This window comes from Natrinema gelatinilyticum (assembly GCF_024266705.1).
GTDB lineage: Archaea > Halobacteriota > Halobacteria > Halobacteriales > Natrialbaceae > Natrinema > Natrinema gelatinilyticum.
Genome location: NZ_CP100758.1, coordinates 88370 through 114000, shown reverse-complemented (window position 1 = coordinate 114000; position 25631 = coordinate 88370). Strand labels below are relative to the sequence as shown.

At 54.3% G+C, this 25631-nt stretch carries 20 protein-coding genes and 9 pseudogenes; 20 read left to right on the top strand and 9 right to left on the bottom strand.

The window, feature by feature from the left end; genetic code table 11:
• Positions 1-12: 12 nt before the first annotated feature.
• A pseudogene (locus tag NJU76_RS26235) lies at positions 13-1317 on the bottom strand (IS4 family transposase).
• A gap of 233 nt (positions 1318-1550) precedes the next feature.
• Here NJU76_RS26235 and NJU76_RS26230 point away from each other — a divergent pair.
• The 6 genes and pseudogenes from NJU76_RS26230 to NJU76_RS26205 all read left to right on the top strand — a co-directional run bounded on the left by NJU76_RS26230 (position 1551) and on the right by NJU76_RS26205 (position 4665).
• Positions 1551-2373, top strand: a pseudogene (locus NJU76_RS26230) (IS5 family transposase).
• A gap of 131 nt (positions 2374-2504) precedes the next feature.
• A pseudogene (locus NJU76_RS26225) lies at positions 2505-2749 on the top strand (IS66 family transposase); the annotation flags it as partial.
• A gap of 128 nt (positions 2750-2877) precedes the next feature.
• Complete coding sequence (locus tag NJU76_RS26220; protein ID WP_254533975.1) at positions 2878-3093, top strand: hypothetical protein; 216 nt, start codon at positions 2878-2880, stop codon at positions 3091-3093.
• A 320-nt stretch (positions 3094-3413) separates the two neighbouring features.
• Positions 3414-3638: pseudogene (locus NJU76_RS26215) on the top strand (hypothetical protein); the annotation flags it as partial.
• A gap of 8 nt (positions 3639-3646) precedes the next feature.
• Positions 3647-4165, top strand: a complete 519-nt coding sequence (locus NJU76_RS26210; protein WP_254530780.1) for an IS630 family transposase — start codon at positions 3647-3649, stop codon at positions 4163-4165.
• Positions 4129-4665 carry an IS630 family transposase gene (locus NJU76_RS26205; protein ID WP_340681236.1) on the top strand — a complete coding sequence of 179 codons (537 nt, stop codon included), beginning with the start codon at positions 4129-4131 and terminating at the stop codon, positions 4663-4665. Before NJU76_RS26210 ends, NJU76_RS26205 begins: the two co-directional genes overlap by 37 nt.
• 92 nt (positions 4666-4757) lie before the next feature.
• Here the strand turns inward: NJU76_RS26205 and NJU76_RS26200 are convergent, their stop codons facing one another.
• A complete protein-coding gene (locus NJU76_RS26200; protein ID WP_254533974.1) occupies positions 4758-5945 on the bottom strand; it encodes a threonine synthase in 1188 nt (395 codons plus the stop codon).
• A gap of 524 nt (positions 5946-6469) precedes the next feature.
• On the opposite strand from NJU76_RS26200, the gene NJU76_RS26195 reads away from it, so the two are divergent.
• The 3 genes and pseudogenes from NJU76_RS26195 to NJU76_RS26185 all read left to right on the top strand — a co-directional run bounded on the left by NJU76_RS26195 (position 6470) and on the right by NJU76_RS26185 (position 9981).
• Positions 6470-7231 carry an IclR family transcriptional regulator gene (locus tag NJU76_RS26195; protein ID WP_254533973.1) on the top strand — a complete coding sequence of 254 codons (762 nt, stop codon included), beginning with the start codon at positions 6470-6472 and terminating at the stop codon, positions 7229-7231.
• A 769-nt stretch (positions 7232-8000) separates the two neighbouring features.
• Positions 8001-8936 (top strand): pyridoxal 5'-phosphate synthase lyase subunit PdxS, encoded by a 936-nt coding sequence (pdxS, locus tag NJU76_RS26190; protein ID WP_256567230.1) that lies wholly within the window; start codon positions 8001-8003, stop codon positions 8934-8936.
• A 206-nt stretch (positions 8937-9142) separates the two neighbouring features.
• A pseudogene (locus NJU76_RS26185) lies at positions 9143-9981 on the top strand (transposase).
• Positions 9982-10043: 62 nt separating this feature from the next.
• Here the strand turns inward: NJU76_RS26185 and NJU76_RS26180 are convergent.
• Together NJU76_RS26180 and NJU76_RS26175 are read right to left on the bottom strand one after the other, a co-directional pair.
• Complete coding sequence (locus NJU76_RS26180) at positions 10044-10424, bottom strand: Rid family detoxifying hydrolase (RefSeq protein WP_254533972.1); 381 nt, start codon at positions 10422-10424, stop codon at positions 10044-10046.
• Positions 10425-10478: 54 nt separating this feature from the next.
• A complete protein-coding gene (locus tag NJU76_RS26175) occupies positions 10479-10958 on the bottom strand; it encodes a glycosyltransferase family protein (protein WP_254534080.1) in 480 nt (159 codons plus the stop codon).
• A 402-nt stretch (positions 10959-11360) separates the two neighbouring features.
• Here NJU76_RS26175 and NJU76_RS26170 point away from each other — a divergent pair, with 402 nt between their 5' ends.
• The 5 genes and pseudogenes from NJU76_RS26170 to cuyB all read left to right on the top strand — a co-directional run bounded on the left by NJU76_RS26170 (position 11361) and on the right by cuyB (position 14676).
• Positions 11361-12359 (top strand): YeiH family protein, encoded by a 999-nt coding sequence (locus NJU76_RS26170; protein WP_254533971.1) that lies wholly within the window; start codon positions 11361-11363, stop codon positions 12357-12359.
• A 56-nt stretch (positions 12360-12415) separates the two neighbouring features.
• A pseudogene (locus NJU76_RS26825) lies at positions 12416-12913 on the top strand (helix-turn-helix domain-containing protein); the annotation flags it as partial.
• Positions 12896-13153, top strand: a complete 258-nt coding sequence (locus NJU76_RS26820) for a helix-turn-helix domain-containing protein (RefSeq protein ID WP_425604352.1) — start codon at positions 12896-12898, stop codon at positions 13151-13153. The pseudogene NJU76_RS26825 and the gene NJU76_RS26820, both read left to right, overlap by 18 nt.
• Before the next feature lie 57 nt (positions 13154-13210).
• On the top strand, positions 13211-13411 hold the full coding sequence (locus tag NJU76_RS26160; protein WP_254533970.1) for a rhodanese-like domain-containing protein: 201 nt from the start codon (positions 13211-13213) through the stop codon (positions 13409-13411).
• A 455-nt stretch (positions 13412-13866) separates the two neighbouring features.
• Positions 13867-14676: a cysteate racemase gene (cuyB, locus tag NJU76_RS26155; RefSeq protein ID WP_254533969.1), complete on the top strand. Its 810-nt coding sequence runs from the start codon at positions 13867-13869 to the stop codon at positions 14674-14676.
• Positions 14677-14965: 289 nt separating this feature from the next.
• On the opposite strand, the gene NJU76_RS26150 is transcribed toward cuyB, so the two are convergent.
• Both NJU76_RS26150 and NJU76_RS26145 read right to left on the bottom strand, forming a co-directional pair.
• Positions 14966-15763, bottom strand: a complete 798-nt coding sequence (locus NJU76_RS26150) for an IS630 family transposase (protein WP_254533968.1) — start codon at positions 15761-15763, stop codon at positions 14966-14968.
• Entirely contained in the window at positions 15673-16095 is a 423-nt protein-coding gene (locus NJU76_RS26145) for a helix-turn-helix domain-containing protein (protein WP_254533967.1), read from the bottom strand. Before NJU76_RS26145 ends, NJU76_RS26150 begins: the two co-directional genes overlap by 91 nt.
• Before the next feature lie 104 nt (positions 16096-16199).
• Here NJU76_RS26145 and NJU76_RS26140 point away from each other — a divergent pair.
• Positions 16200-16418: pseudogene (locus NJU76_RS26140) on the top strand (transposase); the annotation flags it as partial.
• 369 nt (positions 16419-16787) lie between these two features.
• Here NJU76_RS26140 and NJU76_RS26135 read toward each other — a convergent pair.
• Positions 16788-18041 carry an orc1/cdc6 family replication initiation protein gene (locus tag NJU76_RS26135; protein ID WP_254533966.1) on the bottom strand — a complete coding sequence of 418 codons (1254 nt, stop codon included), beginning with the start codon at positions 18039-18041 and terminating at the stop codon, positions 16788-16790.
• A 589-nt stretch (positions 18042-18630) separates the two neighbouring features.
• Between NJU76_RS26135 and NJU76_RS26130 the strand changes: the two are divergent.
• Positions 18631-19387, top strand: a pseudogene (locus tag NJU76_RS26130) (transposase).
• 141 nt (positions 19388-19528) lie between these two features.
• Here the strand turns inward: NJU76_RS26130 and NJU76_RS26125 are convergent.
• Complete coding sequence (locus NJU76_RS26125) at positions 19529-19726, bottom strand: hypothetical protein (protein ID WP_254533965.1); 198 nt, start codon at positions 19724-19726, stop codon at positions 19529-19531.
• 99 nt (positions 19727-19825) lie between these two features.
• Positions 19826-20799: pseudogene (locus NJU76_RS26120) on the bottom strand (IS1595 family transposase).
• Positions 20800-21002: 203 nt separating this feature from the next.
• Here NJU76_RS26120 and NJU76_RS26115 point away from each other — a divergent pair.
• The 4 genes from NJU76_RS26115 to NJU76_RS26100 all read left to right on the top strand — a co-directional run bounded on the left by NJU76_RS26115 (position 21003) and on the right by NJU76_RS26100 (position 25607).
• The gene (locus NJU76_RS26115) at positions 21003-21938 is read left to right on the top strand and encodes a WD40/YVTN/BNR-like repeat-containing protein (protein ID WP_254533964.1); all 936 of its coding nucleotides are present in this window, start codon (positions 21003-21005) and stop codon (positions 21936-21938) included.
• Between the two features lie 91 nt (positions 21939-22029).
• On the top strand, positions 22030-22662 hold the full coding sequence (locus tag NJU76_RS26110; protein ID WP_254533963.1) for a dihydrofolate reductase family protein: 633 nt from the start codon (positions 22030-22032) through the stop codon (positions 22660-22662).
• Positions 22663-23474: 812 nt separating this feature from the next.
• Positions 23475-23816 carry a pilin gene (locus NJU76_RS26105; RefSeq protein ID WP_254534079.1) on the top strand — a complete coding sequence of 114 codons (342 nt, stop codon included), beginning with the start codon at positions 23475-23477 and terminating at the stop codon, positions 23814-23816.
• 174 nt (positions 23817-23990) lie between these two features.
• On the top strand, positions 23991-25607 hold the full coding sequence (locus NJU76_RS26100; protein ID WP_254533962.1) for a DUF8186 domain-containing protein: 1617 nt from the start codon (positions 23991-23993) through the stop codon (positions 25605-25607).
• Positions 25608-25631 lie beyond the last annotated feature (24 nt).

Genomic DNA, 25631 nt, shown 5'->3' with positions numbered 1-25631 from the left:
ATTTGTCTTTAGTCAGGCCACACATCTCGGTTGTGTATCAGTAACGAGCGTCTCTTGTAAGATCAGTCGTTGCTGATGGGTCTTCTGCGCGTCTTCGATCAGCCGCTCCAACAGCGGCGGTGGCGAGTAGCCGAGGTACTCACCGAGTTCGTGGTGGATGAGCTGGGCGTGCGACCAGAAGGTCGCCGCCCAGCGCTCCGGCGGAAACACGATGTCATCATCAGCCTGCTCGGTGACCAGATCCGACAGATATCAACTCACTAACAGCGACAGCAACGCCGCGTACAGCAGAATCTTTACGACATCCGAGTTGCTCGTGTCGAACTCGTGCAGTTCATACTGTGTCTTCAGCTCACGAAACAGCGTTTCTACCTCCCATCGGCACCGATACAGCGTTGCGAGATCCGACGGGAGAAACTCCTCTCTCGGCAGATTCGTGATGTACAGATGGTAGTCGTCGGCGTCTTCGTCGCGGACGCCGACGACGCGGAACCGCTTCGTGTCCAGCGAGCGCGTTCCCTCGTACTGGCCTCGCTTGAACTGGGCTTCGACCTCCACGTCGATGTACTGTCGGTGTAGATCGCCGACGACATCCTAGATCTGTTCGCCTACCAAGGGCCTGGCGCGGCCGCGCCAGGCCCGTAACTCCTCCGTTATCACCGGATTCGCGTTTTGCTTCAGCCGGTTCACGAAGTAGCCGTCGTTCTCGTCGATCAACGCGAACCGCCGGTACTTGAAATAGGCAAGATCGAGGATCGCTAGACGGCCGTCGAGCCACGATCCTGTCTCGAACTGCGTGCTGTCGTGTCTTTTCTCGTCTGTGACGCTGAATCGGTCAATCGTCTGATCCGTGACATTGTGGAGCAGGTGGAGCCGTGCTCCAGCCTGCTCCTCATGGCGAGCCTCATACTCCTCAGAAAGCAACTCGTGGAGCCGGAGAACCGTTCCATCTGCGATCATCACGTCTCTGAACCGGTTGAACTCCTCTGAAACAGTGTGAGGGATAGCGACCTCGTCGAGTACGGTCTCGACGGGGTCGCGCAGATATGCTGCGAGCGTCGGCGTCAACCGCTGATAGAACCCTCCTGGAGAGAGTGTCTTGTCTGCAGTTGAGTTGTAGCTTCGCCTGAAGCCGGCGAGCGTTCGGCTTGCGCCGCCGGCGAAGCCGAACGCAAACGACCAGACGAGCGGTGGAATCTGCAGCTTCCGGTCACGCTCGACCACGCCGACGGCATCAGCGTGGTCTTCGAGCGCATCAGATGGAAGGAAGTTAGTGAGACGACGTTCAACATCGTGTGAGGAGGTTTTGGTGTGCACAGCTAACACCTCCTCATTCCTTCCGAAAAGAATCCCCGATAAGCCGCCGCTATCGTGCGGTTTTGCGCCTAACTAAAGACGGATGGGTCAGTGGTATTGTGGAGCAGGTGGAGCGTCGCTCCAGCCTGCTCCTCGTGGCGAGCTTCGTACTCATCGACTCTGGTGAATCGCTAGGCAGAGCCGACTTGATCCGTCAGAACTAGGGAGTTGAAGCGGGAAACGGCGGATGATTCATGTCCAAAATTTCCCGCTTCACTGGGAACATAGTGACGTTAGCTAAAAGTGCTGTTGGTGGTCGAGGTGAATCCGCCGCCACCCTGCGGGGCGGCGGATTCGCCGACTACGCCGTCGTTTCGCTCTATCGTCTCCGGATTTACTTGGACAAATCCTGCCGCGAAGCACTCGACCTCTTGAGCGAGATGCCACAAATACTCGGGAAGATCGGCCTTGAGAAGGCCGATCTCCCAGATCACTCGACGCTAGTAAAGGCATTTGATAGGGTCAAGATAGCAGTCTGGCGAGTGTTGCTGCGCCTGTCGACGCAGCTGCATGACCAGACGGCTCATGCAGCGATACGACATTTTTCGACCGCGAGAACGCGAGCAAGCACTACTGCCGGCGCACGAATTACCGTGTTCAGACGTTCAAGACAACCGTTCTCGTCGATGCAGAAAGCCAAGCAATTCTAGACGTACACTGTACGACCGAGAAACGTCACGACACCCATCTCGGCTGGCAACTCGCCCGTCGTAACGCGGGCGAGTTGCGCAGCCTCGCAGCCGACAAGGGCTACGACTGGCAGCAATTACGCGGGAAACTGGGGGAAGCGGACGTAAGACCGCTGATCAAACATCGCGAGTTCCGCCCCATCGATCACGCGCATAACGCGCGATCGATGAGGCTCTCTACGGCCAAAGAGCGCTGTCTGAGACCGTCTCCTCCGTGATCAAGCGCACGCTCGGCGGTTCCGTACGTGCGCGAAGCTGGTATCGAGAGTACCGTGAGATCGTCCTGATGTGTGTCGTCTATAACATCAAGCGCGCCGTCAAACAGTGAAATCGGCCGCTGTATGTCGATTCACCACGGCCACCTCTTTCAAACACTCGATGACGTCAACGAATCTGTCTCAATGGCTCTGCCAGCACTCAACTCACCGCAAATCTATGAGTATCTCTGCTAATCACTATAGTGACCATGAGAAGGCAGAACCGGTTTACCGGCATCTCGAACAGATGTTCGTCGGTCTCCAGTCGTGGCTGGAGACCGACCCGAGTCCTCGTGAAAGAGCACAGATGCATCGATCGTGCCAGAACGGATGGCGACCTGGCGCCAGCAGGGACGGAACCCCTACGAGGAATTCCGCCGAGCCGTCAGCAGCAATGAGATGATCTTACGGACTCACACCGTGCCGGCTGTTGAGCCCTCGGGGTAAAGACATACCCTGTCACAAACATCCTTCGGTCGGCAAAGCGCCGCGAGGACGCGGCGCTTGACCTAATAGCTCTTGAGGAGTGGATGGACAACGGGCCTGGGCGAAATCCACGGTATCCTCGCTCGCAGATGATGCGTAGGCTGCTGTTGTGCACCGCCGAGACGAAGTTCCCGTTCAGAGAACTCGAGGACTATTTCGATTCGATGCTCGGGCGTCTCGTCTGCGGATTTGCAGATGAGACGCCTGTGTTGAGTACGATCTGGGAGTTCTGGAACCGTGTCCAACCGTTTATTCAGCGGCTGTTCGACCACCTTGTTCAGCTCCTCGACGAATTCGGGTTCTAAGGCTCCAGGTTCGCGATCGATTCGACGAGTCTTGAGTGCCCATGCACCGATCCTGACGGTGCGTAGGCGTGGAATCCCATTGATGAGGGATAGATCTACGGCTACGGATTACTCGTCGCGGTCGACTGCGCCAGCGGTCTTCCCACTGGTACAGTCGTTACCTAGCGCAAACAGCATCCAGAAACAGCGACACTCAACTGTTACGACCGACTCACCGCTAATAAGACGGCAACCGAGATTCTTGATGACTCGGCGTACGATACGCTCGAGTTCCACGAGCGCTCTCTCGTGGATCGGTGTCTTCCGATCCGTACGTACAATCCGCGGAACAGACCCAGTGCCTCAACCGCCGAATTCCGGACGCAGCGTCCCTCCAGTCGGAGGTCGCTGCGTGGGAAGCTGAACGCACTGAGTTAGATGTCACGGTCAACTGGCAATTCACAAGCGAGGCCGCTCGAACGAAACTACACCGGCTCTATCCGATTATCGAGGAGGCTGAGAACTATAGGGATCAGCACTCTGGTTCATATCTTCACGGTGCGTAGAGACGGGTATGACCGGATGGGGAAAGAAGCTGGCTGATGTCGATGAGGAGCAGTTGCGCCAGCAACTGCGCACGGAAACTGATCCAAAGGCGGTCAAACGTCTGACCGTTGCACTGCTCTACGCCGATGGCTCTTCTCCATACGAGATCGAACGTCTCCTTGGGATCCCCGCACAGACCGTTTACGACTGGCTCGACACTGTCGCCGAGCGCGAGGGCGTCGCGCTCGGCGACCTCCCTCGTGGCGGGAGCCGTCCTCGCCTTACCGACGATCAGTGGGACGAACTGACGGCGACGCTTCAGGCGCCGCCGTCAGAAGCTGGCATCGACGCACCAGCCTGGAGACCATCCCTCGTCCGTGAATACATCGCCGAGAACTTCGGCGTTAAGTATTCTCACGCGCACATGTACCGCCTGATGAAAAAGGCCGGGCTGTCGGTCCAGACAGCCCGGCCGATTCACTACCAGGCTGACCCAGAAGAACAGCGACGCTGGCGTGCGGAGTTCAAAAAAAGTGGCCGACGCTGAAGGCTGAAGGGTATCGAATCGTCGCCATCGACCAACACACGCAGAAAGTCGCAACCGAGCAAAAACCCGATTGGTTCCCGGTGAATTCGCGCCCGAGACTGCCGGTCTCGGGCGCTCGTGAGAAGGTGAACATGCTCGGAGCAGTCACCGACGACCGTGAGCGCTTTGTTGCTCTGACGTCGAATCGGTTCAACGCTGAAATCGCAAAGCACTTTCTTCGGGCGATACAGCACGAATTCGGCAAGAAGCTCGCCATTGTCTTGGACAATGCGAGCTACTTCATCGCGAAGACGCTGAAGAAGCAGGCCGCCGCAGACGGCCTGCTTCTGGAATTCTTGCCGGCGCATTCGCCGGAAATGAACCCGCTCGAAAACTGTTGGCGACAGCTCCGTGAGGGCCGAGCCAACCACCTCTTTCGAACACTCGATGACGTCAACGAATATCTCTCAATGGCTCTGCCAGCACTCAACTCACCGCAAATCTATGAGTATCTCTGCTAATCACTATAGCCATTCGACGTTTGGGAGAGCACTCAGCGTTCACCTGCTCTTTAGTGTGGTAATTGTTCTATGACACCCTCAGTTTCAGCTGTTTACTCGAGCGCGTAACTCAGGGCGTCGGTCGCCTTGTTGCCGGCTCCGGTGTTGATGATGAGGACTTCGTCATCTTCGTCTAATTTATTCTCTTCTGCCATCTGCATAGCCCCAGCTAGGGCAGCAGCAGGTTCGACACACATCTCAATACCAGCGTGACGCGCCCCAGTCAGTGCTTTCTCGAGTGCCTCGCTGTCGGAAACGGCAACGCCAGTGCCACCGGTCTCGTAGACTGCCTCAAGGATCCAGGGCGAGGCACCGGGATCGGGGACTTCGATCCCACGACCAATGGACTCGGGGCACTCCCACGCGTCGTGTTCCTCGTCATGGTTTTCGATGGCTTCGACAACCGGGGCACAGCCACTCGACTGGGCGACATGCAAGCTAGGTGGTGTGTCGTCCTCAAGCCAATCCAGTCGAGACAGTTCTTGATAGGCCTTCCAAATGCCAATCAGACCGACACCACCGCCAGTGGGATAGAAAATGTGGTCAGGGCTGTCCCAATCGAACTGCTCAAAGATTTCCAGTCCCATCGTCTTTTTACCCTCGTGTCTAAAGGGAGTCTGGAACGTTGCGACGGTGTACCAGTCGTGTTCATCTCGTAGATCCCCGAACTTTCCGCCGGCCTTGTTAAGCTTCCCATCGACAAGATGGAGGTTAGCGCCATGGGCTTCGACCATCGTCTTCTGTATGTCGCTCGACTGATAATTAAGGACGACATGGCAATCGATTCCAGCTCGAGCGGCATAGGCTGAAGCTGCCTGACCTGCGTTCCCGGCTGATGGAATCGCAACCATCTCAATACCTTGCTGGGATGCTCCAGAGATTGAGGCTGAAGCCCCACGGTCCTTGAACGTGTTTGTCGGATTCTGTCCCTCGTCCTTGATCGCTACGCGGGCGACGCCCATCTCCTCGGCGAGCGTGGGGCAGTCGACGATTGGGGTGTTCCCTTCTCCTATCGACACGATGTTATCAGAGTCGAGAATGGGGAGGAGTTCGCGATACTTCCACATCGACCCGTTTCGGGATTCGATCTCGTTACGGGAGATGTCAAGGTCGTCGTAATCGTACTTCGGGTCGAGAATACCCCCGCATTCGGGACAGGGGAACTCTGTGTGCTCCAAGTCATAGGCAGTGCCACAATAGTAGCACTCGAAGTGGCTAACAAGGCTGTTGGTTCTAGTCACGGTTGCAGTTTTCAGATTACCGTGGTATATTAAAAAGGTTGGGGTTCATTTTGATGGCGGTGCCTGAAATAGGAGTGAAATACTATCGGTAGTTTCCATCGGTTCTACGGGCTGACTTGATTTTCAACAGCGCAAGCGATAAGATCAACCTCTCCAGAGAAGCGGTCAGTGAAGAAAGGCGGCCTCATGTCAATGAGAGCGCTGACTCTGAAACCCTGGTGCAGAGCAGTCGCTCTCACCGGTGGTTATCGCTGGATGCGGGCACCAGGCGGCCCTCATGGGCGGGTTCACCGCTCAACGAGCAACTGGTATTTCCAATTCACATTCTTCTTTCTGATGGTACATTTGATAGCTATCGCACTTTCTGTGACGTCCTCATGATAACTTCGTTAGGTGAGTGTCGTCCATCAGTTTCTCAGCTTAACCGAACACCGATGCTCCCGCTACAGACACCTCCAATGTTCCATCGACTAGATTCAATCCTCTTGGAAATCTTTATGACTCCTTATCCACTTGATTAGGCTATGGGCCAGAAAGAAATTCCACTTCAAACGATCGAAACCAATTTCAAGATAACTGAAGCGCTGCGTCAAATCGGGCAGGGGACTATTTCAGAGGTTGCAGAACATACTGGTCTACCGGCCAGTACGATTCACGTCCACTTGAACACACTGAGAGAGCTAGAGTATATTACGAAGGATGGGTCTGAGTACGCGATTGGCCTCCACTTTCTTAAATTCGCAGAAAGTGCGAAACGAGAAAATCAATTACTGGAAGCCGCAAAGTCTGAACTCCAAGAACTTGCCGACAATACGGGTGAAGTTGCTCACCTCATGATTGAAGAACATGGATTAGGTATCCACGTCTTCAGCGTCAGTGGTGATAACGCAGTTCCGTTAGATACGTACGTCGGAAAGCGGATACACCTTCATCAGACTGGGCGAGGCAAGGCGATTCTGGCATTTATGTTAGAAGAACGCCGTGACCAGATCGTTAAAGATCGCGGATTGCCTGCAGCTACGGAAAACACGATCACCGACCAACAAGAATTAAAAAATGAACTTGATAAAATTAGACAACAAGGGTACGCTATCGATAGAGGTGAGCGGATTAAGGGGCTCGGGTGTGTTTCAGCACCAGTTACTGACGCCGATGGCTATTCAGTGGGTGCTATCAGCATTGCTGGTCCGCTCAGCCGGTTACAAGGAGATTATTTAACCGAAGAACTCTCTATGACCGTATTGAATGCGGCAAATGTTATCGAGTTCAATTTGAACTATTCTTAATCTTGGTTTCAACATTGTTGAATGGGTGTCGCTATATTAAAGATCGTGCTCTGCTTGTAGATTCTTGCGTGTTACTCTGGTCTACTACTTTGTCAGTTATCTTATACACCCCGTATCAGCTCTATTTCCGTAATATTTCTTATAAACTCAAATTCGCACTTATCAATAATAGTCTGCAATGCCGCAGAATGAACTTCACGTTACAATCATATGGCTGTAAAGGACGCATGATTTACAGCCATACCATCGTATAAGCATATGTTGAAGAGATTCAATAGGCTTGAATCCCTCTATATCAGTAATCTCGCTGAATGTATCTCTTCGTCAATCTGCCATAAATAATTTTATTTATATATTATTAACACCAAAATCCATATTTCTTCTTAAAATACTATTGGAGGTACAGTCGGTGGATAACCGGAGAGCCGTTGGGAATTCTGAAGCAACAACGTCATTAATGTCAATGCCACGGCGCTCAGAGCGACGTGATAGAGTGATACGACGACAAGCGGTGACATCTTGAACATTTGCAGGTTCACTCTACAAATATCAGATTGAATATCAACGAAACAATATATCGATAGTTCCTTTTTGTATGGTAGTCTGATTCCATACGGCGTGGTTAGATTGAGTATCTAATTACTGCAGTGCCAATAAAGGAATTCCCGACGGTGGCGAGTATGAAATCGTCAGCTATAATACTGGCCCCCGTACGACTTATCCATGCTAATCGAGACAGTCTTGCTTAGCACAAAGTAATCCCATAACAATGTCTTTGAATTCTAGTTCCGAACGGAGTGGTGAATCGACAGGTTTGGAAAAACTCAAGCGCGGGAGCGAGCGAGTCAAGCGCGGGTTCGCCCGGATGGAGAAGGGCGGGGTCATCATGGATGTGGTGAACCGCGAGCAGGCCCGCATCGCCGAGGACGCGGGTGCAGTCGCGGTGATGGCGCTCGAAGCTGTCCCGGCCGACATCCGCAAGCGCGGCGGCGTCGCGCGGATGGCCGACCCCGCGAACGTAGAGGAAATCATCGACGAAGTGTCCATCCCGGTGATGGGCAAGGCCCGCATCGGCCATACCACGGAAGCCCAGATTCTCGAAGCCATCGGCGTGGACATGATAGACGAGTCGGAGGTCCTCACGCCTACCGACGACCGCTATCACATCGACAAGCACGAGTTCACCTCGCCGTTCGTCTGCGGCGCGCGCAACCTTGGCGAGACCCTGCGCCGAATCGAGGAGGGTGCGGCGATGATTCGAACCAAGGGCGAGGCCGGGACCGGCGACGTGAATCAGGCGGTCCACCACCAGCGCAACATTAAGGGCGCGATTCGTAAGATCGAGGGCATGACCTGTGAGGAGCGCGAGGCGTTTGCCCGCGAAATCGAAGCCTCGGCCGGCCTCGTCCACGAGACGGCCGAGGCGGGTCGGCTCCCGGTCGTCAATTTCGCGGCGGGGGGCATCGCCACGCCCGCAGACGCCGCGCTGATGATGCACCATGGCTGTGACGGCATCTTCGTCGGGTCGGGCATCTTCGGCGCGGAGGACCCCGATGCGATGGCTAACGCCATCGTAGAGGCGACGAACAACTGGGACGACCGCGAGCGCCTCGCCGTTATCAGCAAGGACATCGGGTCGGGCATGAAGGGCGAGGCCAATGTGGACCTGCCCGAAGAGGAGAAACTGCAGGGTCGCGGGAACTGAGGAGAGTCGGTTTTTTATCGATCTGATTATACCTTCAGTACTGACAGTCTGTCGCGCCATGGGTGGTCTCGAACCAGTCCTGTATTAGATAATCAATTTCTCCGGCATGGTACCGTGGAGGATACCGGAGATCACTATTGAAAATGGAAGACGGCGACAAGATTACTCCGGGGCAAGTTTGAGGAATGGAGGTCGAGAAGGCGATTATGCGCGTCGTTTTACTCGACCTCGTTGAGACAGCACTCCGTGTAGGCAAACAAGCGTTTGGAAAGCGAGCGTGCAAGCCCGCGAGGCCCACATTGTCGCACGCTGTATTCGCAAGGAAGAGAGCCACAACTACGCCGAACTCGTTGATCGAATCAGTCTCATGCCATCGGTGTGTGACCGGCTCGGCTTCCTCCCAGACGCGCCACCTGATCCAACCACGTTCTACCACTCCTTCGGCCGATACGCGATACACATCTGGCGGGCGTTGCTGCGCATCTCGGCGCAGCAACACCCGCAATTTGGCCACGTTGCGTTGGACAGTACATTTTTCGAACGCGAGCAGGCCTCACAACACTATCTTCAGAGGTGCGGGCGAAGCGTCAAGACGATCAAAGCGACGACGCTGATCGATACAGAGCCGTTGGCGGTGCTGAACGTGCATTGCTGTATCGACCGCGAACACAATAGGAGGGCTGGTCCGCAGGTCGTCCGCCGGAACGCGGACGACCTGCAGACCGTGGCCGCCGACAAAGGCTTCCAAGACTGGCACACCAAATACGAGATTGCTGCACTGGACGTCGAGTACCTTGTTCATTACCGCGGAGCGTCGTCAATGGCAACGACGAATAACGCACTCATCCGAGCGAAGGGCTACACGCAGCGCTGGATGTCAGAAACATCCTACTTGACGGTCAAGCGAACGCGGGACTCTGCCCTGCGTTCGCGGTTCTGGTACCGCCAGTTCCGCGGAATCGTTCTCCTGTTCGCACACAACAACATCAAGAAGCTTGCCAAAACGCTATGGTCCGACTCACGTACTACATTTTCAATAGAGTAATACTAACGATCCTCGGTAATACACTTTCGAAAGCTGATTAGTTTCCGACGGAAGTCTCTCGCTTAGTTACTGACCGCGATCGCCTCTATCTCGACACCGACGCCTTTCGGCAGGTTTGCTACTTCGACGGCGCTACGAGCGGGGGGTTCGTCGTCGAAAAACTCGCTGTACGTTTCGTTCATCTCATCGAAGTCGTCGATGTCGTCCAGGAACACTGTCACCTTCAGGATATCGCTCATATCCATCCCTTCCTCGGACAGAATTCCCTTGATGCTAGAGAGAGACTGTTCGGCCTGCGTAGAGATCGGTTCGTCACTGAGGAGTTCTCCGTCCGGTGTCATCGGAATCTGGCCGGCGGTGAACACGAGACCGCCGTTGGTCGTCGCCTGACTGTACGCACCAACTGCTTCTGGAGCATCCGACGAGCTGATAACTCGCTTCATACGAACTATCTTCCGGCAGCTCCACTTAACAGTTTCCCCGGACAAGAACCACAACTACTGGGGTATCTCGTCTGTGACTGTTGTATCGGCCCGCTGTACGTTGGATCGACCGTTGTTCGATATCAGTTGAAACCCCCTCTCAGGGAGCCATTGAGTTGCGCTGCCGTCACCGTGAAGTAGTGACTCTGCCAGGTCGTTGGGTCCGTCGACGTCCAAACCGAGTCGGTACGAATCGATCTCCGTCACCGTTGCCCCGGTCTCTTCGGCTGCGGTCCGATGATCGAGGTAGGAGTTGCCGTGATAGTCGACAGTGAAGTCGGTAGTTCGCGAAACGAGCGCGTTCGTCCCTCCTCCTATCCCACGAGCTAACACCACATCATCGTTACCGGCAAACAGTTTTGTCAGTGTCTCAGCCGTGATTAGCGGCACATCAGCCATTACGATGTCAGTCGTCTCCGGTGAGGATCGAAGTTGAGCATTGACGGCCCGTGACAGCAAGCGATCGTCGGTACAATCCTCGCATCGTGCCTGCACCTCGTCGTCGCAATCACCAACTACGAACGCGGAGACAACCCGGGGAGTACCGTGATCACGGTGTGAGAACTCTTCTATGACACCTTCAGTGTAGCTGCATATCTTCCTCTTGGAACGTGCTATCCAAGAGTTGTTCGAAACGACCTCTTCATGTCGCTTCGAAGCACTGGGAATCCCTGGTCTTCGTCGATAATGAAGGGTTTTGATGACAATATTGTTGTCCGACAACGGAATTTATTTCTTTCTCCAACTCGGACGGACGGACACAGTGTTCGACGCCACTCTGAAATTTGAAACGATACGAACGTGGTGGATAGACCTCGAAAGCGGCTGGCAGGCCGTCTGCCTCGGATTCCTTTTGCTTATCTTCGTCTCTCTTGGTGTTCCTATTCCCTGGTAAGAATGAAGCGAACACTCCTCCCCGGACTCCTCTTGCTGCTCGTGATTGGCGTCACAGCACGTCTTCTCGCATCGGCCATCCCGGCTGCGAACGTCCTCATCATCACGATCATTCTTGGTCTTATCACCGGCAACACCTACGGAATTCCGGACTGGGCGACGGCCGGGGTCGGCACTCACAAGATTTGGCTCAAGGTTGGCATCGTCGTCATGGGTGCGAGCGTTGCCCTCGACCGCGTCGTCGCGGCCGGACCGACAATTCTGCTCCTCGCAGTCGTCACCGTCGCGACGACCGTCCTCGTGGTGGAACTGCTCGCCCGATTCGTCTTCTCGATTCACGAAGAGACCGGGTCACTGCTTGCGGCGGGGTCGAGTATTTGTGGCGTCTCGGCCGTCGTCGCTATCGCCGAGAGTATCTCCGCCGACAAGACCCACATCGCGTACGCGGCGACGACAGTGCTCCTGTTCGATGCGGTGACGCTCTTCGTCTACCCGCTCATCGGCCACGCACTCGACCTCTCCAGTACGGTGTTCGGTATCTGGGCGGGTTTGACGATGCTCAGTACGGGCCCCGTGACTGCCGCTGGCTTCGCGTTCTCGGACACGGCCGGCCAGTGGGCACTCGTTGTGAAGCTCATCCGGAACTCGCTCATCGGATTCGCTGCCATCGCGTACGCACTGCACTATGCCAGCCAGTCAACCACGGATACCGCTGAAGGTATCTCTAGCAGAACCCGGTTCCTCTGGGACACGTTCCCAAAGTTCATTCTCGGGTTCCTGGGGCTGGTGATAGTCGCGAACCTCAACCTACTCAGTAGCCAGCAGATCGCATCACTCTTGAATGCCTCCGATTGGGCGTTTTTACTTGCGTTCGCGGGACTCGGGCTCGAAATCCAGCTTGACGATTTCCGTTCGACTGGCTACAGACCAGTACTCGTCGTTCTCATCGGTCTGCTGGTCACCGCCACGACAACGCTCCTGGTCGTCACCACACTGTTCTGATCCCAGAAGCAATTTATCAGCAGTCTTTTTGTCGCACGACAATTCGATTGCAGTAGATGCGGGAGTTTACATTTGCCATCGAATATGATCAAGGAGCTGACCTGATCATGGACGTTTTCATCGATTATCCTGCTCTCGTCGCGTACTCGATCGACGGGTTCGCCACTGCAGATCGATTCTGGCGAATCGAGCGAATCGCCGGCCCAGAGGCTGGTCTCGATCGCATCGAAACGATTCGATTTGACGATACGCAATGCGGCGAGGCAGTGACCGAACAGCGATGCGACGCAACCCGATATCACGACGTCCTCGTCCGCTCGGCGAACGAACTCGTCCTCGACACATATCTAGAAGACATCCAGCAGTGTAAATCCGTCCATACGCTCGCCAGAAAGCATCTCCCGCCAGGGTTGATCTCCGAGACCCGTCGTCGTGAATCGAGCCACTGGTGACGGATCTTGATGCGATCCGACGAGCGAATCGGTATCTTTTACGACAATCTCCGTGCGAAACTCCGCGACGGCCTCTGGTTTCGGATGGGACATCTTCGCGACGCGAGTAGCTGGCACCAGGAGTCACCAGCGGCGATCGCGCTTCCTGACACACAGGAAATCGCACTCCGTGCCGCTATCGAAGCGGGATACTACGACCCACCGCGTGAAACGACCCTCGACGAAATTGCTGCCGACCTCGACGTCCCACGGTCAACACTCTCCTATCGTCTTCGGCAGGCCGAATCGACGCTTCTCCACCAGTACATTGAGGACACCGAGGCCACCCGCTGGCTGGAGTGAACTCAATGATGACCGACAACACGAAATTAATACGCCTCTCGATACAACTCACCGACAATGACAGAGGACGCCACCGATGCACTTGTTTCTGTGAACTGGGTGGCCGACCGGCTCGACAAGTGCCAGCGAGATGATCCTGCGCTCCGGTTGTTGGAAGTCGATATCGACCCAAGTAACTACGACCACGAGCACTTTCACGGTGCGACCAAGATCGACTGGAAGAGCGGACTCCAGGATTCGACGACGTTCTCGATGTGAATCGACTCTGTAACCATGTTCATTCTCCCAAACCTCATCATACTCCAAGTTCAACCTCTCTCTGGGGAGGTCTGCGAGTGTCATGATTACCACTCACTACGACCTCTTCGCTTCTCAGACTCGCTGAACTAGACACACTGATTTTGAGCCTACCCCTACGCCTTCGGCCATTCAACAGAGGATCTTCGTTCACTCAACAGCCGAGGCTAACGCGCAAAGCTGTGTTGCTACTGAACTCTAGAGGACTTTGCGATACGACCAACTCATTACGGAGTAATTCTGCCACTCTCTACCATTTTTAATAGTGTATTTCTATGGTAATAATGCAGTCACAGTGCTCCGGGTCAGCGGAACTACAATGCCAACGCGTTTAGTGGACAAATATCAAACAAATAAAGATCAAATATATATTATTGGAATATAATATTATAATTCAATTTATAATATTTTGGTAGGTGACAACTGGAGGGGGCCGAAATTATTTAGTTGTCAGCGATTATAATATGATTAGAGTCGAAGTGAACCTTCGATTGGAAGGGAAAAATATCATGAATGAAAGAAAACCCGGTATAGTCGGTGGTATCGGTCCAGAAGCAACAGTCGATCTTTTTGATAAAATTATTAATCAAACACCAGCTCAAATAGATCAGGATCACATACAAGTTCTGATTTTTAATAATCCTAAGATCCCAAGCCGCTACGAAGCCATCAAAAAGGATGGAGAAAGTCCAGGCCCCTATGTTGCTGAATCAGCACAGAAATTGGAATCAATGGGAGCCGATTTTCTTGCAATAGCTTCCAATCTCACTCATGTGTATTATAATGAAACGCAAAGTGCAGTTGACATCCCGGTAATTAATATGATAGAATCAGTTAGTCAATATGCTAAAGAGCGTGAAGGCGTCAGCAAGGTTGGCATACTTGCTCCTACTCCGACTTTACAAGCTAGCTTGTACCAGAAGGAATTCCGACAAATGGGCTTAGAACCGATTAGTCTCGACTCAGACCAGAACGAAGATTTAGTCGATGAATCAATCTACGGAAAAGATGGCATCAAGAGTGGAAATATTAAAGATAATCGAGAGCCATTAGCACAGGCTGCTAAATTACTGTCCAAAGAAGGTTCTGATATAATAGTACTTGCTTGCACAGAATTACCACTTGCCTTTAATAAAATTGAAAACATGCCTAATGATAAAATAGTTGATGCAAATTCCATATTTGCTAGAAAAATCGTCCATGAAGCTAAGATGAGTGAAGATTAGTGAATAATATCCATATATGTATATATTTACACTATATTGGGGAATTATATAAAAATCTTTGCAGGCATTAATGGGACGAAGGCCAGTAGGCCCCATAGCGGTAGTTTTTACTTATAGGAATTTTGTCACCTAAACAAAAGACCGTTGACAATATAGTATTTTGAACTGCCAATCTGAGTGACCCAGAAAGTAAAATTTGGTAGATAAGAGTCTAGTGCTATTCTCGATTGACAGTAGACGGGCGAGACATCTTCTGCGATAGCTGAGTGTATCTTCAACCGTATTCTTGCTAGTTCTCCTCGATTTCAACCGGGTAGAGTTGGCGTAGCTTGATTCGTGCGTCGTCGGTCGTGAACTGCCAGTCGATCAGTCGGTCAACCGCGTTTCGATGAGCCTGCCACGCAGCGACCTCCGAGCGGAGGGTCGCTGCGTGGTAGATCCGGCGATCGAGACACTGCCGTTTGAGGACGCCCAGCTCTATCTCGGCCATGTTCAACCAACTTCCTTTTTTGGGGACGTAGTGGAACTTGAACCGAGCGAGGTACGCTTGGGCTTGGTCTGGCGGGAAAAACTGGTAGAAGCCAGCGGGATTGTGCGTATTGAGTTGATCGACCACCACCCGGATGCACTCCGCATCCGTGTAGTGGTCATCCGCGAGTTCAACCATCCGATCAATCCATTCGGTAGTACGTCTCCGCTCGGTAATCTCGACGTTGACCCACCCAGTCAACGGTTCCGTTGCGAGATGAATCCGCTGTTTCCCATTGCGTTCATACCGATGATCGACGCGAGCGACCGCTCCCGGTTTCGCCGGGAGCGGGTCGCGCTTGTGGCCACGGAGTGCTTTGCTGGACTCGTCGAAACAAATGACTGGACGGTTCTCATCGTACGGTTCGTGGTAGAGGTCGAGAACGTCCTCCATGTAGTAGACGAAGTCAGCGTCTTGTTCAGGCGGAATCGCCCAGTAGTCCGAGAGATGCGGTTTCAGGGTTTTTTTTAGACGCTGTCGAACGGTTTCGTGAGAGATCGACTCGAAGTCGATCTCGTCGAGGTCACGAGTTCGTCCGCTAGAAGATGCAGTGTCCAACGGGAGTGTCCTTCCGGTGGTTCGCTACAGGCCAGGCGGATAAGATGAGCTTCGGCTTTCCCGTCGAGTTTGCGTTCGTACTCACGGTCGGGCTTGCGGCGATGAATCGCCGCGAGCCCTCGCTCACAGTAGGCTTTGCGCGTATTATACGCTGTTTTCCAATGACAACCGACGTGCTCACTGATTTTTGAATCAGTGAGCCCGTCATCTGCTTTCAGGAGAATCCGTGCTCGCATATTGTCCTCGGCCTTCCGTTCACCGGTCGAGATGAACCACTCGAGTGTCTTGCGGTCTTCATCAGAGAGATCAACGACGTGCTTCTTCGCACCCATTCTTGGAGATAGGCTCTCAGAGAGGTTAACCTAGCAGGTCAAGGGTTGAAGTTACACTGAGGCTGATGCGGCCTGCGAACCGGCCACTGACTGCTGCTGGTTCGGCGGCGATCGAAGAGTGCGCTGGGTCTCTAAAGGAGACCCAGCTGCTGATGACCATTCCCGGCGTAAGTTATTATACAGCGTTGAGGATCTACGCGGAGTTGGGCGAGATTGACCGATTTGACGGTGATAAGGAGGTCGTCAGTTATGTTGGGTTGAACCCGGTGATCCGCGAGTCGGGCGACTCGCGGATTGAGGGGAGCATCTCGAAGCGTGGATCGAGTGCTCTGACTGGGACGGTACACGTCCACATACACGCGTGAGCGAGGTCAAATCTCTGATCTGTTCTCAGATTGGCACTCTCAGTTACCGCTGATTTCCCAGTTCTCTCTCGCTCAATCAGCTCAACCTGTAGAATCTGGGCGCTCGCCGCAAACTGTGGCGTTAAACCTCGGAAGTACAGTTAGATGACCTTGCAACGGAGCAAGCTGAATCGAATCGCCTGATCTCAGAATCTGCCGACAGAGCGTATATACTGGTGGGAAATTGAAAGTTACAATTTCGATACTGTCGTTGTCTTGCGTTCAACACTGCACCTAAAGAGGATAGGACTCGTAATGGAGTTGCCGCATTAAGACTCGAACTGAGATTCAATAATTCGAGGAATCCGACTGAAAGAGGTTGTCATTGACCGTCGACTGGATGATGTCTGCGATCTCTTCGAAGCGGGTCGTCGAGAGAAGGACTTCCAGAACTACTTTCAGCGGGACGTCAAGCTCGTACTCGTGATACCGGCCAGCTGATAGCCCTTCGTTCCGTTCATAGACAGTGATGAGCCCCAGCATATTCATGTCGGAGAGGTGATCACGGACACGCCGTTCGCTCACACTATCAGCGTCAAGTCGATCGCAGATCTTCACGTACCGTTCATAGAGGTCACGAGAGCGGAGAGGGACTTCGTCGAGCGCCTGGTGATATGCCAGCGCACAGAGCACTGCATGGCCCTGTGTCGTAAGTTCCTGCATCCCTTCGTAGAGCTGGTTCTTTTCGAGTTCGTCCTGAGCGTCCCGGACATGATCCTCAGTCACAATTTCGGAATCGTCTGCTTGCGCGAGTTCGCCGGCTTCACGGAGCAGCCTGATCGCTTGTCGGGCAGATCCCGTGTCTTGGGCGGCAAACGCCGCGCAAAGCGGGACGACGTCTCCGTTGAGGACGCCGTTGTGAAACGCTTTCTCGGCGCGTGGTTCGAGAATCGAACGCAGCTGATTTGCGTCGTATGGCGGGAAAAGAATCTCTTTTTCGGCGAGCGTATCCTTGACCTTTGGCGAAAGATTGTCGCGAAACTGGAAGTCGTTGCTGATCCCAACGATTACTGGACGGACATCGTCGATGTAGCCGTTCGACCGTGCTCGAGGAAGCCCGTACAGGATATCATCGGAGTTGGCAATGTTGTCTATTTCGTCGAGGACGATTACAACGGTGCCACCGAGCGTGTCGAGTTCTTCATAGAGGAGTTCAAACACTCGTTGCTGGGAGTAGCCGGTGGTACTGATGCGGTCTTTATCCTGACTTTCACGGAATTCGTTGACGAGGGCGACGGCGACCTGGTAAGACGAAGAGAGATTCTCACAGCTGACCCAGGCGGTCGAGAGATCGATGTCGTCGTATTCAACAGCGTGCTTCGCCAATTGTGACAGCATAAACTTCGTCGCGACAGTTTTTCCCGTACCCGTCTTCCCGTACAGAAAGATGTTCGATGTTGGGCGGTTATCGATAATCGGTTGGAGGGCTCGCTGGTATTTCTTGAGTTCCTTGTCCCGTTCACGGATATCCTCTGGCTCATATGAGTCGTCAAGGGGTTCGGCGTCGGCGAACACTTGACAAGCTCGTTGGAACATCCCCATGTTAGGCCACCACATATCACGATATAATAAAACCACCGCTTCCTTAGCGTCCGAAGCTCGGATACATATATAGAACACCCATACCACCGGTTCCGTAGCTCCGTTTCTTTATACGACCCTCCCACTCCATCGTTTCCGAAGCTATGGATAACACGCCTAGCTCTCATCTCTGAGAAGGACCTATTCTAAACCAAAGAACTAAGACAATGACATTAAAACAAAAACCGTACTGGAGCTGAAACAACGTTCTAGAAAAAATGTGTTTGATGTGTCTGGTAAGAAGACGAGTAAAAAAGGTGTTTTCTCGGTAATCTATGCCGTCTCTCGTAATCCCCTTCCATTGCTCGCGGATAGCTCCGGAAACAGTGGAGTGAGGGTTCACGAAACCAGCTGTCAACAAAAGCTTCGGAAATGGTGGAGGATTGGATCGTATGGCGGATCCACACCTTCCGATGCTCCTGAACTCTCGATAATCACATGATTCAGCCGATCTCGCTGGTGATTGCTTCGGAAATGCTGGAGGGTAGAGTATGCGGACTTGGTATAGTATCAGTTAGAATTTTCCACTCGAAAAGTGTTGCTGATCACAGTGAATCATCTCGACGAGATCTCTGCCAAGGAATTGCAAGATGCTCCTTGACAACATGGAGGGAAAGAAGCCGACACAACGACTACTAGCAGCATTAGCGTCAAGAACAGCGTCACGCGACTGAACTCGACGAGTGGTATGATGTGCAGCGACGCACGATCTATAGCTGGGTTACGCGACTCGTCAGTGCCGAGTCGCTTGAGCAGGCTGTTACTGATGCTTATCGATCTAGAAGAAAGCGAAAGCTCTCAGAAAAAGAGCAATACGAGTTCGAAGAAGCTGTCTACGAATCACCCGGAGAAGTTGGGTTTAACGCGCTGGCGTTCACGCCGCGCTTGCCCAGCACTTGGCATGCCGCGGCATGCGGCCGTCTATCGTATTATCCGGCCAACGCGATTGGACAGTCCTATTAGGCGCGGTCATCGAAGGTGGCGATCGCTTTTTCTCTCGATTCGAAGAGTACGTTTCCGTCACCTTCGCAAAACATTTATTTCTCACATTATTCAAAGAATTCGAATATGATCAGACCATCGTGCTGGATAGAACACTGTCTTTCCAGGCGTTGGCCGTCATGGACCTGGCGGCCCGTAACGACCTTACTTTCGTGACGTTGCCGGCGTACTCGTCAGAGCGAAATCCGGTTGAAGAGAACTGGAGACAACTCCAAGCGGTACTCAGCACCTTCTTCTTCTTTGAGTCACTCGACGACTTCATGACAGCGAGTGATACGGCTGTTGATCAGATCACTGTACCATAAGTGAGTAATTACTTCTAATCTCTATAGAACCGCAATAGAGAGCCTGTCCAAGAATCCAGTTGGCCGATTCCACCAGATGTCGAAGTTGAGCCAGTCAAGAACGAACTCACGATTTCGGAATTCTTCGGCCGAACCTATGTCCTATATTGAGTCGTCGCGGTCGCCGCCACCACGGTCGGGAGTCTCCTCGTGCCGGTCTTCACGATCGCTGTAGGTTACAATCTCCCAGTACCCTATATGCAGGTCAATCAGCTTCTCTTCTAGGGGATTGTCGCCGTGGGTATAGGCTACGTATTCGTGGTCGGAAGCGCGCTCCTCTGAATCTGGGATCGCAGTCAACGATAGGATCGAGCGAGAGATGGGTTCTTGCGGGTCTGGGTCACCGAGATTGAGACCAGCTATAGGAACAGCCGTTTGCTGGCTTGGCTAAACTCGCTCTTATGTAGAGCTGGGGAATGCCCCCATAGCAAGGCAGTCGATGACGCTTACGAGGGATGCGCCAGCGAGATTCAATGAACGGATGATTCCAAATGTGTGAGCGGCCTGCTCCAAGCCGTGCTTGGACAGGCCGCGGAACTTCCGTAGCCACGGTTTGATGAGTGAAAAGAGGCACTCAACCTGGTTAATATGGACACCGTCAGGCGAGACGTACGTCTCGTCGTGCACAACGATCTGGTGAGTGTACTCCATCCGCCGATACGCTTGGAGACCATCAGTCCAGACCTCTCCCAGCGGCTGGGAGAGGTCTTCAGCCTCCTGTATTACTGGATCAAGGTCTGTTTCGTAACTGATGCCAAGCTGGCCGTGAACAACCCGTAGCACGTCGCGGCACGCCGCGACGAGCGTTATCTGGTCGCCGTGTCGTCCACGCCAGCGCGAGCGTCCTGATCGAGACGACCCGCCGCGGTGACGGCTGTCCCGCGGCGGGTCTTGGCCTTTGTATCCTGAACAGACGCTGCTGGATTCATCGATTTGTACCGGTCCGTCGATTTCCTGCTGGAACTGGTTCCAGACGACCGGGAAGCCTCGCTGAACCGCGGCTTCGACCTCTCGAATGGCGAGTAGTAGACGGTCTTGTACGCTCGATCGAGCAGTGTCGCAATTTTCGAGATACTCAACAGCGTGTCGGCATAGAGGATGAATGCGAGAAGCACCTCACCACTGGAGAGGTGCTTCTCGTGAAACGGTGTTCCGTAGGTGCAAACCGGCTTGAACCCGCAGCTTCGGCAGATAACACGATTCGATGACGGCCACGTTTGGATGCTTGGATCACCGCATTCTGGACACGGAGCCTGCTCCCAGAATTTCTTGAGTCGCCGCTCGATTTGATCATCGAGCGGCTTCGTCTGCAGTTCAATCACTCCAAGATCAACGAGCTGTTGCAGCATCTTCCCGAATGCTGGCTGAGACATATTCTCTTGAGATCAGCCATCACAGTGTAACCGTGGGGCATTCCCCAGCTCTACATAAGAGCGGCTAAACTTAACCAACACTAGCCAGAATGAGTGATCCTTGTTGGTTAATTGACTTCGATGTGGTCGGTTCGCGTTCGAGTGACGACAGCTATCCATGGTGGGCACCCGGAAGTTAATCAGGAGGCGAACGAATCCCCGCCATGGCCATTTTCATCGGCACTCGAGACGGCGTTTACCGCACCGACGCTGTCCCCGTCGAGGACGCTAAGCAAGTGCTCGACAGCGGTGATACGCCTCGCGTCCGCACGTTTCCCGCTGTCGACGGCGTCTTCGCCGCGACAAAGTCGGGGCTGTACCGGTCGGTAGATGAGGGGCAAACGTGGGAAGACCTCGGCGTCCCCCGAGAAGAAGTCTACTCGGTAGTTGCGAGTTCAGATGGTGAGCGCCTCTACACGGGGACCCATCCGGCGCATCTCTACGTGTCGACCGACGACGGCGAGACGTGGGACGAACTCGAGGGTTTTCAGGACCTTCCGTCGCGTGACCAGTGGCATACGCCGCGCCACCGCAACGAGGCCCACGTCCGGAGTCTCGGCGTGCATCCGGAGACGCCCGACCGCGTGACCGCCGGCGTCGAAGTCGGTGGCGTCCACGTCAGCGAGGATCGAGGCGAAACTTGGACCGAGCGCCGTGAGGACGTCGACGACGACGTTCACCACGTGCTCATCCTCGGTTCCGACGAGTACGTCGTGTCGACCGGCGATGGGCTCTACCGAACACGCGATGTGGGACAGTCCTGGACGCGCCTCGATACGGTACTCGATCATCGGTACTTCCGAGAGGCTTTCGCGCTCGATGGCCGGCTCTATGCAGCAGCTGCCCGAAGCTCGCCGGGGACGTGGAGTGGGGAGAACGGTGCGGACGGGATACTGGTCGAGTCGACGGACACCGGCGAGACGTTCGAGGCGGTCTCGTATCCCGGAGAGTCGCAGGAAGTCGTCCTCGCGTGGACGTCCGTCGACGGGACTGTACTGGCCGGCACGAACGACGGCCGCCTCATCAGCCGCGAATCGGATGGGACGTGGACCGATGCAGGACAGGTTCCAGTGGGGATTCGGTCGCTCACCGTCAGCTGAACCGCTCCGGCTTCCTGCGTGTGATCGCCGGGTATTCGAGACCCTGTCGGCAATCCCTATGCTATTTTGCGTCGTACACTGAGTGATCCAGATGACCGTAATTACTGGGATAACGATGTCGCTGGACGGATTCGTCGCCGACCGGCACGGCGATGCGAGCCCGTTGTATCCTGATCTCATCGCGTTCGAAGACAACGAGGGCCTTCAGGAGTCGATCGACTCAACCGGTGCGGTCGTTATGGGACGAAGTGCCTACGAAATGGCCGAGGGTGATCTGACCGGATACGAGTATCAGGTGCCGATCTTCGTTCTGACCCATCACCCGCTCGAGGAGACGCCCAAAGGACAGTCGGAAGGCGGATTGACGGTCGAGTTCGTCACCGACGGGCTTGAGCGGGCCATGGAGGAGGCAAAATCGGCGGCAGGTGAGCAGAACGTTATGGTGGTCGGCAGCGCGGACGTCACCCAGCAATGCCTTCGGGCCGGACTGTTCGACGAGTTCCATCTCGCCCTCGTTCCGATCTTTTTCGGAGAGGGTCTCCGGCTGTTCGAGAATCTTGGCGATGACCTTCCCGAGGTCAAGCAGGTGCAGGTAATCGAGACCGACTGGGCCGGCCACTCGAACGCTACGTATCTCGTATGTGAAGTACCACGGGCGCGGTGGCCCGTGGCTTCGCCGTGGTCTCTGGCACGAGGCCAGCGGAACGACCGGGAGCGACTGTAATTTCGCCCGCGCTCGTCCCCACGGGGACTCGCGTGGAACCAGTAATACCCGAATACACCGCGTCTGCCACCGCAACAGAGGGCGTCTGTTGCCGCCGTGGCGGGTGTGTCCGTGGGCGTCCGCCACTTCACGAGGGCGCGACACAGGCCCGGCGCACCGCGTCTTACCCCGAGGTGGGTGCGCGGGTTTTGCGAGGTTGTTAACAGTGGGTTCCATACGAAAACGCGGAGCAAACCACCAAGAAGCTTACGCGCTTCACCCCCGCCCACGGTGGGACGGGGAACTCTCGCTGCTTTTCGTTTAGAAGGTTCAACTATCACTTCTGGCATACGTTTTTGGTTCTAGAATTTCCAGTAACGCTTGTGGGCTTAAATAAACACCATTAGTAAGGCCCATAGGAAATTTTATATGGGGCTGGCAATAACTATTCTATGATAATGAATGTATAAAACAATAAATGGAAGTTACCTTCAATATGGACACTACCACCCCTCTGATTAACACAGTATCATGCCTCTCGCAAATCGGTCCAATAGCGTCCTCCGTTAGATTACAAGATGCACTGGCCGAACAGCCGCCCTCCGCCGAGACTGCTTTTCGTTGTCTTGGAATGGAGTTCAATGACTGGATCGGAGCGACTACTGTGAGTGTAGCCTTTGAGCAGTTGTTCGAATCATCGTGGACAGATATCTGCACCAATGCACACAGATACATCACGTAAGTCGACAGAATCATCGCCGGAACACCATGATTTGCTGACTAGAGCCCGACAAGCATGGAGACGAGTCGTACCGGTGGCAACCACACTTGCCATGTGGGTGTCGTTCCTCGGTCTCGTTTCTGGATCAGTAGCTGCCCAGTCGAGCGTGGGTGACGTCTACTGTGGAACCGGTGTCGAGACGGGGATTGGCATCGTCTTCGGTGCCGTTGCTGGGCTTGGACTCCCCGCAACTGGGTTCTACGTTGGTCGGGCTGGCCTGTCGTACATGCGCGCTGGTGGTAATCCAGAGAAGAAGACCAAAGCCAAAGAGAGCCTGGTGATGTCGGGCATCGGATTCGGCATCATTGTCCTCGCCCTCATCTCACCCGAACTCATCGACAAAGTCGGAAGTCAGATGGGCTTTGGCTTCTCTGACTGCGTGAAACCGTTCTGATTACCAGCCGTGTTGCTTGACCGACCCCAACGGACGACGGTACGCGCACTCGTACTTGCACTTACCGTTCTCGCCACCAGTGGATGGATCGGTAGCTTGCCAACTGGGGCGACTCCCAACGAGGCGAACTCGAACTCGAGTTCTGTAATCCCTGCAGACGGACCTGCATACGGCGTGAACGAGACACAATTCCCACTATTATGGTCGGAAGACCTCGATCGGGGGCTCGGCTCGAGGGGGCTACTCACAAATAACACGTCCTCACGGAAAGAGTTCAACACCAAGCTCGCAGGATCGACTGATGTCGCGTTCGACGAGCCACCCAAAGACGTCGAAACCTGGAATCACGGCGATTTTCAGGACTTCGACCCAGGTGATACGGAAACGTCAGTCCATCCCGAGGGGGCACAACTCGAGAATGGGCTCTCCATTCAGGATGTGTACGTCAGCATCTTTGCGATCCAGCCCTCGACGGTGGTACACTCGAGGAACCACTCCACCCAATACATCGCCCCCGATGGTGACGTGCTCGCGGTAACCGATTATCGAATCGAGTCTCCAGACGACGACACTAACGGATCGACCCGAGAGCAATGGACGGTCCTGGAATCGGGGATTGAACGTGTCGAACTGCGAGCAAACGGTCGGGTCATCGACTCTACCACGAGTCACCGATCCACCTTCGAGTACAGTGGTCTCTCAGGAACGCAAAACCTCTCTGTCGCGGTCGAAATATCTGCGAAGCTTCGCCACGACATCGGGACGTGCGATGAGTACGATAGCACTGCGGATCGCTGTGACGGGTCGTGGGAGACGGAAACCGAGTATCAGGATGAACGGCTAAGAGCGGCCGATTCCCGTCACACGGTTGTCAACCGGTTTACCGATAGCGTTGGAAGGCGGGTTACGTTCGAAAACAACGAGAATCGAACTGGAATCGCCATTCATCCAGGAACGACGTGGTCGGCAATTGAGGTCAGCGACGATGCTCGACTCCGTGGGAACTGGCGATTCTACTCCGCCGGAATTGACGGTTGGCATACGATGGTCTCTCGGACGGAAACGGACACTACCCGCAGGAATTCATCTGTCCGTCCAGCCCAGATCCACGCACTCCCGACGCAGAAGCGACCGGACATGCCGAGCAAGGCGACGGACGATGCTGAGCCACCGCTGGTCATCGAAGAAGTATGGGGCCTTGAACAGGGCGGACCATCCCTCCCGGACGTGGTCGGCATTGAAACAGTCGATCGGTATGTACACTTGACATCAATCGCGGTCCGATCAGATACGCTCCCGGCAGATTCTGTCGACGAGGTGACTGTCCACGGAATCGTTCGTGGACAGTCACAGACGATTCCTCTCGAAGACGGCGGCACGGTTCACAAATCGAACCTCGAGCTAACCATCCTCGAAGCGGATGCATCCGGAACCCGCGTTCGAGCGACGGTCACGGATCCCGCTACTGGTGATCCAATACCGACTGGTCGAGTCAAAATTGGAAATCAGTCGGTACCTGTGAACGCAAGCGGCGTGGCCGTTCTCGAACTCGACGGCCAGTACACGTCACTCGTCGATGGGACATACGTTCCAAAAGAATGGTGGCATGGAGGCCGCTTGTACTCCGCTTCGGAGGATCGCGTCGCGCCATCCCCAGACTATCCCGACTTTCAGCGGCTCGTCCAGTTAGTCATTGTAACGATTTTCTTGTTCATCCCAGTCTCGCTGGCCGTCTATGGCTTTGATTATCTGACTGGCGGTGCGCTCCTTGGACTCCGAGACAAACCATGACAGAAGACCCAAAGACAGACACTA

Bases quoted from the DNA above. Each gene is read 5' to 3' on its own strand.
- NJU76_RS26220 (WP_254533975.1), top strand. From the start codon at position 2,878: ATGATGCGTAGGCTGCTGTTGTGCACCGCCGAGACGAAGTTCCCGTTC.
- NJU76_RS26210 (WP_254530780.1), top strand. From the start codon at position 3,647: ATGACCGGATGGGGAAAGAAGCTGGCTGATGTCGATGAGGAGCAGTTG.
- NJU76_RS26195 (WP_254533973.1), top strand. From the start codon at position 6,470: ATGGGCCAGAAAGAAATTCCACTTCAAACGATCGAAACCAATTTCAAG.
- pdxS (WP_256567230.1), top strand. From the start codon at position 8,001: ATGTCTTTGAATTCTAGTTCCGAACGGAGTGGTGAATCGACAGGTTTG.
- NJU76_RS26180 (WP_254533972.1), bottom strand. From the start codon at position 10,424: ATGAAGCGAGTTATCAGCTCGTCGGATGCTCCAGAAGCAGTTGGTGCG.
- NJU76_RS26170 (WP_254533971.1), top strand. From the start codon at position 11,361: ATGAAGCGAACACTCCTCCCCGGACTCCTCTTGCTGCTCGTGATTGGC.
- NJU76_RS26820 (WP_425604352.1), top strand. From the start codon at position 12,896: ATGGGACATCTTCGCGACGCGAGTAGCTGGCACCAGGAGTCACCAGCG.
- NJU76_RS26160 (WP_254533970.1), top strand. From the start codon at position 13,211: ATGACAGAGGACGCCACCGATGCACTTGTTTCTGTGAACTGGGTGGCC.
- NJU76_RS26145 (WP_254533967.1), bottom strand. From the start codon at position 16,095: ATGGGTGCGAAGAAGCACGTCGTTGATCTCTCTGATGAAGACCGCAAG.
- NJU76_RS26135 (WP_254533966.1), bottom strand. From the start codon at position 18,041: ATGGGGATGTTCCAACGAGCTTGTCAAGTGTTCGCCGACGCCGAACCC.
- NJU76_RS26115 (WP_254533964.1), top strand. From the start codon at position 21,003: ATGGCCATTTTCATCGGCACTCGAGACGGCGTTTACCGCACCGACGCT.
- NJU76_RS26110 (WP_254533963.1), top strand. From the start codon at position 22,030: ATGACCGTAATTACTGGGATAACGATGTCGCTGGACGGATTCGTCGCC.
- NJU76_RS26105 (WP_254534079.1), top strand. From the start codon at position 23,475: ATGTGGGTGTCGTTCCTCGGTCTCGTTTCTGGATCAGTAGCTGCCCAG.